Source organism: Streptomyces sp. BR123 (genome assembly GCF_013401435.1).
Taxonomy (GTDB): Bacteria; Actinomycetota; Actinomycetes; order Streptomycetales; family Streptomycetaceae; genus Streptomyces.
The window spans coordinates 1-9561 of the sequence record NZ_JACBGN010000272.1 but is presented as its reverse complement, the minus strand read 5'-3'; the positions used below and the strand labels follow the sequence as shown (position 1 = coordinate 9561).

General features: G+C 75.8%; 9 protein-coding genes. 6 read left to right on the top strand and 3 right to left on the bottom strand.

Going from position 1 to position 9561, the window contains the following annotated elements; genetic code table 11:
• Positions 1-99: 99 nt before the first annotated feature.
• From HYE82_RS29375 to HYE82_RS29350, 6 genes are all read left to right on the top strand, one after another.
• Positions 100-1200, top strand: coding sequence for a glycosyltransferase family 9 protein (locus tag HYE82_RS29375; RefSeq protein WP_179177217.1), 1101 nt, complete (start codon positions 100-102; stop codon positions 1198-1200).
• The gene (locus HYE82_RS29370) at positions 1197-2162 is read left to right on the top strand and encodes a glycosyltransferase (RefSeq protein WP_179177216.1); all 966 of its coding nucleotides are present in this window, start codon (positions 1197-1199) and stop codon (positions 2160-2162) included. The genes HYE82_RS29375 and HYE82_RS29370 overlap by 4 nt, the downstream gene beginning before the upstream one ends.
• A complete protein-coding gene (locus tag HYE82_RS29365; protein WP_179177215.1) occupies positions 2159-3418 on the top strand; it encodes a glycosyltransferase in 1260 nt (419 codons plus the stop codon). Before HYE82_RS29370 ends, HYE82_RS29365 begins: the two co-directional genes overlap by 4 nt.
• A 100-nt stretch (positions 3419-3518) precedes the next feature.
• Complete coding sequence (locus HYE82_RS29360; RefSeq protein ID WP_179177214.1) at positions 3519-4190, top strand: SIS domain-containing protein; 672 nt, start codon at positions 3519-3521, stop codon at positions 4188-4190.
• Positions 4187-5569 (top strand): D-glycero-beta-D-manno-heptose 1-phosphate adenylyltransferase, encoded by a 1383-nt coding sequence (gene rfaE2, locus HYE82_RS29355; RefSeq protein ID WP_179177213.1) that lies wholly within the window; start codon positions 4187-4189, stop codon positions 5567-5569. Before HYE82_RS29360 ends, rfaE2 begins: the two co-directional genes overlap by 4 nt.
• Positions 5566-6612, top strand: coding sequence for a glycosyltransferase family 9 protein (locus tag HYE82_RS29350; RefSeq protein WP_179177212.1), 1047 nt, complete (start codon positions 5566-5568; stop codon positions 6610-6612). The genes rfaE2 and HYE82_RS29350 overlap by 4 nt, the downstream gene beginning before the upstream one ends.
• Here HYE82_RS29350 and HYE82_RS29345 read toward each other — a convergent pair.
• From HYE82_RS29345 to HYE82_RS29335, 3 genes are all read right to left on the bottom strand, one after another.
• Positions 6609-8069 carry an MFS transporter gene (locus HYE82_RS29345; RefSeq protein ID WP_256987869.1) on the bottom strand — a complete coding sequence of 487 codons (1461 nt, stop codon included), beginning with the start codon at positions 8067-8069 and terminating at the stop codon, positions 6609-6611. The two genes, HYE82_RS29350 and HYE82_RS29345, sit on opposite strands and share 4 nt — an antisense overlap.
• Positions 8070-8270: 201 nt before the next feature.
• Positions 8271-9353, bottom strand: coding sequence for an iron-containing redox enzyme family protein (locus HYE82_RS29340; protein ID WP_179177210.1), 1083 nt, complete (start codon positions 9351-9353; stop codon positions 8271-8273).
• Positions 9350-9561: CDGSH iron-sulfur domain-containing protein (locus HYE82_RS29335; protein WP_256987866.1), on the bottom strand; the 212-nt coding region annotated here is incomplete at its 5' end. The genes HYE82_RS29335 and HYE82_RS29340, both read right to left, overlap by 4 nt.

The following is a 9561-nucleotide window of genomic DNA, read 5'->3' as shown; positions in this document are numbered from 1 at the left end:
GACCCGCCCCGAGGAGACGGCCGGGGCCCGCGAATCCGCCCCCGATCTGCTGGCCGCCGTACGGCAGGCCCTGGCCGCGGGCCGGACCGGGGCGGCGCGGTGAACGCCCCGCGGACCCTGGTCGTCCGCCTCGACAGTGCCGGCGACGTGCTGCTCGCCGGGCCCGCCGTCCGGGCCGTCGCGGCCGGCTCCTCCCACACCGCTCTGCTCTGCGGCCCGCAGGGCGCCCCCGCCGCCGGACTGCTGCCCGGCGTGGACGAGGTCCTGGTGTACGACGCCCCCTGGGTGGGACTGGACCCGGCCCCGGTCTCCCGTGAGGCGTGCCTGGACCTCGTCGACACCCTCGCCGAGGGCCGCTACCACCGCGGCCTGGTGCTCGTCTCCCACCACCAGAGTCCGCTGCCCGTCGCGTTGCTCCTCAAACTGGCCGGGATCGGCTGGACGGCGGCCGACAGCGAGGACTATCCGGGCTCCCTGCTCGACCTGCGCCACCGGCGGCGCCCCGGCCGGCACGAGGCCCAGGCCGCCCTGGACCTCGCCCGCGCCGCCGGTTTCGCCCTGCCCGACGGGGACCCCGGCACTCTCGCCGTCCGCCCGCCACCCGTCACCGCCCGCCTCACCGGTCCCGGCCCGTACGTGGTGCTGCATCCCGGGGCGGCGGTGCCTGCGCGAGCCTGGAGCCCCCGGCGGGCCGCCCGGGCCGCCGCAGGGCTGGCCGCCGCCGGTTTCCGGGTGGTGGTGACCGGGGGCCCGGCCGAGCGGAGCCTGACCGCGGAGGTCGCCGGCCGGCACGCGCTCGACCTGGGCGGTGCCACCGAGAACCTCCACCAGCTGGCCGGCGTCCTCGCCGGCGCGGACGTCGCGGTGGTCGGCAACACCGGACCCGCCCACCTCGCCGCGGCCGTGGGCACCCCCGTCGCCTCCCTGTTCGCGCCCGTCGTGCCCGCCGAACGCTGGAGGCCCTACGGCGTCCCGCACGTCCTGCTCGGCGACGGCGGCGCAGCCTGCGCCGGAAGCCGCGCCCGCCGCTGCCCGGTCGCCGGCCACCCGTGCCTGGACGGCATCGGCGACGACCAGGTCGTGGCGGCGGTCTCCGCACTCGGCGGCCGCAGGAACCCCCCACCGGTCCCCGGCGGCACGCCGCCGGTCCGGGCCGTGCCCGAAGGCCCCCTCGCGAAGGATCAAGGAGCTCCGGTATGAACATCCTGCTCTGGCACGTGCACGGCTCATGGACCACTGCCTTCGTTCAGGGGCCCCACACCTACCTGGTCCCCGTCACCCCCGGCCGCGACCCGGACGGCCTCGGCCGGGCCCGCACCTTCGACTGGCCGGCGTCGGTCCGCGAGGCCACCCCGGACGAGCTCCGCGACGCACCCGTGGACCTGGTGGTCCTCCAACGGCCGCACGAACCGGAGCTCGCAGAACGGTGGCTGGGCGGCCGCCGCCCCGGCCGCGACCTTCCCGCGGTGTATCTGGAGCACAACGCCCCGGACGGCGACGTACCCCGTACCCGGCACCCCTGCGCCGACCGCGACGACGTCACCCTCGTCCACGTCACCCACTTCAACCGGCTGTTCTGGGACAACGGCACCACCCGCACCGCCGTGATCGAACACGGCATCGTCGACCCCGGCCACCTCTACACGGGCCGGCTTCCGCGCGCGGCCGTCGTCGTCAACGAGCCGGTACGGCGCGGCCGCCACACCGGTACCGACCTGCTGCCCGCGCTGGCGGGCGCAGCACCGCTGGACGTCTTCGGCATGGCCACCGACGGCCTCGCCGCCCACTTGGGCCTGCCGCCCGACCGCTGCCGCAGCGCCGAACTGCCGCAGCGCGAACTGCACCGGGAGATGGCGCAGCGCCGTTTCTACCTGCACCCCGTGCGTTGGACCTCGCTCGGCCTGTCACTGCTGGAGGCCATGCATCTGGGCATGCCGGTCGTGGCCCTCGCCACCACCGCATCGGTCGAGGCCGTGCCACCCCGCACCGGCACGCTGTCCACCCGCCCCGAGGTGCTCGCCGACGCGGCCCGCCGCTACCTGGCGGATCCCCAGGCCGCCGCCGAGGACGGCGCGCGCGCCCGACAAGCGGCCCTCGAACGGTACGGACTCAAACGTTTCCTGGACGACTGGGAGCAACTGGTGGGAGAGGTGGTCTCATGAATCCCCTGAGGTCCGGGGGGTTGCTCGGCGGATCCGCCGAGCCGCTGTCCGTCGCCCTGGTCTCCGAGCACGCCAGCCCGCTGGCCACCCTCGGCGGGGCCGACGCAGGTGGGCAGAACGTCCATGTCGCCTCCCTCGCCTGCGCGCTCGCCGACCGCGGCCACCAGGTCACCGTCTACACCCGCAGGGACGCCCGTGATCTGCCCGCGCGCAAGCGGCTGCGGGCCGGCGTCGAGGTGCACCACGTCCCCGCCGGCCCCCCGGAGCAGCTCCCCAAGGACGAACTCCTGCCGCACATGCGCGAGTTCGGCGACCATCTGACGTACCTGTGGCAGGACCAGGCGCCTGACCTGATCCACTCTCATTTCTGGATGTCCGGCCTGGCCTCGCTCAAGGCCGCCCGTGAGCTGCGGCTGCCGCTGGTCCACACGTACCACGCGCTGGGCAGCGTCAAGCGCAGGCACCAGGGCAGCGCCGACACCAGTCCGCCCGTCCGGATCGGCTGCGAGCGCGAACTCGGGCTGCACTGCAACCGGGTGGTCGCCACCTGTCGCGACGAGGCGGCCGAACTCGCCCGCATGGGCATCCCCGCCGACCGCGTGGACGTGGTGCCCTGCGGGGTCGACCCCGACCGGTTCACGCCGGAGGGACCGGTGGCGGAGCGCGGCAGTCACCCCCATCGGCTGCTGCAGCTGGGCCGCCTCGTCCCCCGCAAGGGTGCCGCCGTCTCCATCCGTGCGCTGGCGCTGCTGCCCGACGCCGAACTCCTGGTGGTCGGCGGCCCGCCCCTCGCCCGCCTCGAATCCGACCCCGAGGTGCGGCGGCTGCGCCGCATCGCCGAGGAGGCCGGGGTCGCCGACCGGGTCCGCTTCACCGGCGGACTCTCCGGCCCCGACGTCGCGGCCGTGCTGCGCAGCGCCGACGTCGTTCTGTGCCCCGGCGACTACGAGCCGTTCGGCATCGTCCCGCTGGAGGCCATGGCCTGCGGCAGGCCCGTCGTCGCCAGCGCGGTCGGCGGCCAGCTCGACACGGTGTCCGACCCGTTGACCGGCCGGCTGGTGCCACCCCGTGATCCGGGTGCGCTCGCCGCCACCGTGGCGGCCCTGCTGGCCGATCCTGCGCTGCGCGCGGCGTGCGGGGCGGCGGGACGCCGCCGGGTCCTCAGCCACTACAGCTGGGCCCGCATCGCCGCCGCCACCGAGACCGTCTACCGCTCGGTGCTCGCCGCCCGTCCGGCCCCGGCCGTGGTGGCCTGACCCGCAGGCCCCTGCCCAAGCGGCCCGGGCCCCGCCCACGAAGTCACCGAAGGAGGTACGGGCGCCACCGCCCCGTCCGGGCGAGCCGCCCGCACAGCCCATGAGCGACCACCACGTACTCGACGACGCACACCGGCACTGCCAATCCCTTCAGGATGCCCTGGACGGGTTCCGCCGGGCCGGACTCGACCGGCTCTCCCGGTGGGGCCGCGAACTCGCGGCCGTACTCCCGGCAGGCGGCCGGCTGCTGGCCGCCGGCAACGGCGGCAGCGCCGCCCAGGCCCAGCACCTGACGGCCGAACTCGTGGGCCGATACCAGCAGGACCGGCCCGCCTACTCGGCGATCGCCCTGCACGCCGAGAGCTCCAGCGTCACCGCCATCGGCAACGACTACGGCTTCGAGCACGTCTTCGCCCGGCAGGTCGGTGCGCACGGCCGCCCCGGTGACGTCCTCGTGCTCCTCTCCACCTCCGGGCGCAGCGGCAACCTGATCTCGGCTGCGGTCGCGGCCCGCGCGGCGGGACTGCGCGTGTGGGCCCTCACCGGGCCCGGCCCCAATCCGCTGGCCGACGCCGCCCACGACGCCCTGTGCATCGACGCCCCGCGGGCCGCGACCGTGCAGGAGGCCCACCTGGTGGCCGTGCACCTGCTCTGCGAGAGCTTCGACGCGTCCCTCACCACGGATGCCCTGCTCTCCCGGCGGACGACGCGCGCCCCCGGCGGGGCCGCCGGCCGCCGGGCCGCCGCAGCGGCCCGCCGGAGGCCGCAATGACCGCGGGCGGGCCCCTGGTCGTGGTCGGCGACACCCTCCTCGACCAGGACATCGAAGGGGAAGCCGACCGACTCGCCCCCGACGCCCCCGCCCCGGTGATCGACGTCCGCAGCGACCGCTCGCGACCCGGCGGAGCCGGGCTCGCCGCGGCGCTCGCCGCCCGCGCCGGCCGCGAGGTGGTCCTGGTCACCGCCCTCGGCCGGGACGCAACGGCCGAGACCGTACGCCGCGCCCTGCACGGCAGGGTCACCCTGGTGGAACTCCCGCTCGACGGCACCCTTCCGGTCAAGACCCGGGTCCTGGTCGGCCGCCGCCCGCTCGTTCGCATCGACCGGGGCGGTGGCCGGCCCGGTGCCCCCGACAACGCCGTCCGCGAGGCCCTGAGCGGGGCCGGCACCGTCCTCGTGGCCGACTACGGCCGGCACACCGCCCGGGCCGTACGTGCCGAACTCGCGGCGGTCGCCTCACGCGTCCCCCTGGTGTGGGACCCGCACCCCAAGGGGGACGCCCCGGTCGCCGCCGCACGCCTGGTCACCCCGAATGCGGCCGAGGCCCGCGCCCTGCTGCCCGGAGCCGGCGCCGCCCTCGCCGACGACGCCCGGCGCGGCCGCATCCTGGCCGAACGCTGGCGTGCCGCCGCCGTCGCGGTCACCCTCGGCGCCCGGGGCGCCCTGCTGACCCGTCCGGCCGCAGACACCCCCATGCTGCTTCCCGCCCCCTACCGGGCCGACGGCGATCCCTGCGGGGCCGGCGACTGCTTCGCGGCCGTCTGCGCGGCCGCCCTCGCGGACGGGGCACTGCCCGAGGAGGCGGTGCAACGCGCCGTCGCCGAAGCGGCGGCCTTCGTCGACGCCGGCGGTGCCGGGAACGCCGCGCTGTGGGACCCGGCCGCCGAACGCGACCCCGCCCCACGCCCGCCGTCGGACGCCTTCGCCCTGGCCCGCGAGGTACGGGCCCGCGGCGGTACGGTCGTCGCCACCGGGGGCTGCTTCGACCTGCTGCACGCCGGCCACGTCGGCCTGCTGGAAAGCGCCCGCCGGATCGGCGACTGCCTCATCGTGTGTGTCAACTCCGACGCCTCCCTCACTCGCCTGAAGGGCCCCGGACGCCCCCTCAACCCGCTCCCCGACCGGATCCGGGTGCTCAGCGCGCTGGGCAGCGTGGACGCGGTGGCGTCCTTCGACGAGGACACTCCCCAAGCGCTGCTGGAGGAGCTGCGACCGGACATCTGGGTCAAGGGCGGCGACTATTGCGTCGAGGACCTGCCCGAGGCCGAGGCCCTGCGCCGGTGGGGCGGTCAGGCCCTCGTCCTGCCCTACCTGCAGGGCCGCTCCACCACAGGCCTGGCCCGGCGGGCGGCCCGCTCCGCCGCGTCATGACCGCCGCACGGGGTTCCGGCGGCACCGAAGCGGCCCGAGCCGCGGAAGCAGGCCCGGCCGCAGGGCACGCTCCGCCGCCGCGCGCGCTGGTGCTGCGCGCGCTCGGGCTGGGCGACCTGCTGACCGCCGTACCCGCCCTGCGCGCCCTGCGCCGGGAGCTGCCCGGCCACGAGATCCTGCTGGCCGCCCCGGAACGGCTTTCCGAAGCGGCAGCCGCCACCGGCCTGGTCGACCGCCTGCTGCCCACCGGCGCGCCCGGGCGGGCCGTGCCGACCCGGCTGCCCTGGACCGGCCCGCCTCCCGACCTGGCCGTCGACCTCCACGGCAACGGCCCGTCCAGCCACCTGCTGCTCCAGCGGCTCCGGCCGCGCCGCCTGTTCGCCTTCCGCCACCCGGGGACCCCGGAGATCGCCGGCCCGCCCTGGCATGCCGAGGAACACGAACGGGACCGCTGGTGCAGGCTGCTCGGCTGGTACGGCATCCCCGCCCACCCCGCCGACCTGCGCATCCCGGTCCCGTCCTGCCCTTCCCCGGCACCCGGCGCGACCGTGGTCCACCCGGGGGCCGACGCGGGGGCCCGCCGCTGGCCGGCCGACCGGTTCGCCGTGGTGGCCCGCGCCGTCCACCGTGCCGGGCACCGCGTGGTGGTGACGGCTGGCGCGGGCGAGGCCCGGCTGGCCCGGCGGGTCGCCGAGCAGGCGGGCCTGCCGCCCGGATCGGTGCTGGGCGGCGAGCACGACGTACCGTTCCCGCGGCTGTGCGCGACCGTCGCGGGGGCCCGCTGCGTGATCGCGGGCGACACCGGCCTCGCCCACCTCGCCTCGGCCCTCGGCACTCCGTCCGTGGTCCTGTTCGGCCCGGTCGCCCCCCGGCTGTGGGGCCCCCCGACCGGCGGCCGGCACACCGTCCTGTGGCACCCGGGCCCGGGGGACGACCGACTGCGTCCCGGGGACGCCCACGCAGGGACCCCCGACCCCCGGCTGCTGCGCATCACCGTGGCCGAGGTCCTCGCCGCGGTGGATGCCCTGCACGGACCGGCTTAGGCTGCCGTGTCCAGTCCCGGCCGTCCCGCGACGGCTGGCTTGTCCTCCGGCAGCATGACCACCGACGCCGGCATCCGGCGGCTCTGCACCAGGCAGCCGGAGCCGAGGACGGCGGCGACGACCAGTCCGCCGAGGACCAGCGCTCCACGGGCGCCGGCCAGTTCCATCAACAGGCCCAGGGTGGCCGGCGCCGCGAGACCCCAGACCGTGCGGACGGTTCCCCAGACCCCGAGCACCCGGCCCCGCAGGTGGGCGGGCGGATCGGTCTGCAGCAGGGTGGTGGTGGCGGTCTCGGACACCGACTCGGCAACCGCCATCGGCAGGACGAGCACCAGCAGCACCGCGAGGGAGGGCGAAAGCCCGGCCACCACCTGGAGCAGTGCCCCGCCTGCCGCCAGGATTCCGACCAGCCGGACCGTCGGCCGGCGAAGCCGGGCGCCGAGTACCGCCCCGACGACGCCGCCGACCGCCAGGACGGTGGACACCGCGCCGAACGCTGCGGCGTCGCCGGCCAGCGGTCCGGTGACCAACACGACGAGGGTCAGTCCGTAGTTGCGGCCGAACAGAGCGCTGAGGCCTCCGATACCGGCGAGGGCCACCAGCCGCCGACGACGCAGGAAGAAGGCCAGGCCCTGCCGCAGTCCCTGCTCCGCCGGGGCCGGGGCACGGCCGGTCCCTGCTTCCTTCCGATCTGTCCCGGCCGACACGGCCGACACGGCCGGCTTCAGGAACGGGATCACGGCGGCGACGAACAGGAACGACAGCCCGTTGGCGGTGTAGGCGGCGGCCGTGCCCAGCAGCCCCACGACGACAGCGCCGAGCGCCGCACCCGCCAGTCGGCCCGCGTTGTGCACCAGGGAGCCCACACCGATCGCGGACGGAACGTCCTCCGGCCGGACCAGGTCGTTTCCGAGCAGCGCACAGGCGGGACCGTCCACGGTGGCGATCATCCCGGTGACGGCCGCCAGCACCATGAGGACACCGAGGTTCAGCTGGTCCAGGGCCACGAGCAGGGCCATGGTGAAGGCCACCGCGCCCAACAGCGCCTGGCTCACCACGGCGGTCAGCTTCCGCGGCCACCGGTCCACGGCAGCACCACCGGCCAGACCCATCAACAGGCCGGGCGCCGCCTGCACGGACATGGACAGCCCGGTCGCGGCGGCCGACCCGGTGAGCTGCAGCACGAGAAGGTTCTGGACGGTCAGCTGCATCCAGGTCCCGACGTTGGACACCAGGTTGGCCACCGACCACCAGCGCATGCTGGGGTAGCGAAGGGAACGCCAGGGCGAGCGGTCCACGGCGATGGGCACAGAGGAGGGCGAAGCGGAAGAAGTCACGTGGGATACCCGGACGAGTGCAGGCTGAGCCGGCGGAGGCGGCGATTGTCTTCGGGGCTGCCGCCCGGGCCGGGCAGGTGCACCGGACGGGTGCGCGGCGCGTGGGCGTCCCCGGCGCAACATCGTGGCAGACGAACGATCCCGTCGGGCGGGCCACCGCCCGACGGGATCCCGGGCCGCCCCACCGGACCCCCCGCCATCAGGCACGATGCGGCTCTCGTGGGGTTGCTCACAAGAAGGCGGGGTTGCGCTGCAGATCCGCGCCCCCGGACCTGCCGGACCGGCGCAGGACGGGCAGGGTCCCTCGGTGGGGTGACCGGGTCACCGCTCGCCGCCGGCACCGGGGACCGGCCGTCCACCCGCCTGCCACCCATGCCGCGGGACACCGGTCGTCGGCCGGTCGAGGGGGTGGCGCAGGGCGCTGCGCCCGTGCTTCCAGGCGGCCAGCACGTGGTCTGCGAGGCGGTTCTCGACCAGGACGGTGGCGTCGCAGCCGAAGGCCACCTGCTGCTCGAGGTGCGGCTCGTCGGTGAGGAGGCCCCCGATCAGCTCGCGGCGTGCGATCTGTTCGTGGACCGCGTCGGCCGTGACGTGCTCGGTGTAGAAGTGGATGGCGGCGGGACCGGCGCCGCATGCCTGCAAGGCCTTGACCATGCGGCGGGCGCCGGGTGAGGAGGCCGTCTCGGCGCAGGCGAAGTGGCCGACCAGGGCTCCGCGCCAGGCGCGGTGCAGGCCGAAGAAGGACATCAGGTTGACGGTGGTGAGGGCGGCGGCGGGGGCCCTGTCGAGGTAGTGGCCGTAGCGGGGGTCGAGCCCGAGGTCGGTCATGAGGTTCGCGAACAGGTGCGAGTGGATGGCATCGGGGTGGCCGGCACCGAACTCGTCGTACTCGATGGCGGCGAGTGCCGCCTTCGCCCGGCCGGTGAGCCGCGGCAGGGCCCAGGCGTGGGGGTCGGATTCCTTCAGCTGGTAGAAGGAGCGCAGAACGGCGTATTCGCGTACGAGGTGCAGGTCCGCGCTGTGGGCGAGGTGGGAGCTGATGCTGCCGGAGAGGTCGACGGGCTCCTCCAGCAGGGGGGCGAAGGCCTCCGCGACGGTGCGTCCGCGGGGGACTTCGGCTTCGAGTGCGGTGAGGAATGCGTCTTCGAGGCCGGCGCGGGCGCGGAGGAGGTCGGGGTGCCATTCCAGGTCGTCGGACACACCGGGCAGGCCGCGGTAGTGGAGTTCGTACAGCAGGTACAGGGTGAGCTGGAGGTCTTCTCCCCAGGGGTCTGTGTGGGCCGGGTCGCTGAGGGGGCCGCTGGTGGGGACGGTGCCGGTGAGCAGGGCTTTGCTGAGGTTCTCGCTGAGGGGGCCGCGGGGGTGTGCGTCCCAGAACGGGCGGTCGGTCGTGGCGGGGTTCATGTGTGCGCCCTGGGGCGGTGGCTGGTGTCGCACCAGGGGTAGGTGCGGCTGCGGCGGCAGGTACACAGCGCAGCCATGAAGCGGTCGCTGCGCGCGACGGTTCCGTCCGGCAAGACGACTTCGACGGGGCCTTCTACCAGGACGGGGCCTTGGGGGTCGACGAGGACTCGGCGAGCCGGACCCTCGGGGCGTCGGCACGGGGGTGGGG

Bases quoted from the DNA above. Each gene is read 5' to 3' on its own strand.
- rfaE2 (WP_179177213.1), top strand. From the start codon at position 4,187: ATGACCGCGGGCGGGCCCCTGGTCGTGGTCGGCGACACCCTCCTCGAC.
- HYE82_RS29365 (WP_179177215.1), top strand. From the start codon at position 2,159: ATGAATCCCCTGAGGTCCGGGGGGTTGCTCGGCGGATCCGCCGAGCCG.
- HYE82_RS29360 (WP_179177214.1), top strand. From the start codon at position 3,519: ATGAGCGACCACCACGTACTCGACGACGCACACCGGCACTGCCAATCC.
- HYE82_RS29350 (WP_179177212.1), top strand. From the start codon at position 5,566: ATGACCGCCGCACGGGGTTCCGGCGGCACCGAAGCGGCCCGAGCCGCG.
- HYE82_RS29340 (WP_179177210.1), bottom strand. From the start codon at position 9,353: ATGAACCCCGCCACGACCGACCGCCCGTTCTGGGACGCACACCCCCGC.
- HYE82_RS29370 (WP_179177216.1), top strand. From the start codon at position 1,197: ATGAACATCCTGCTCTGGCACGTGCACGGCTCATGGACCACTGCCTTC.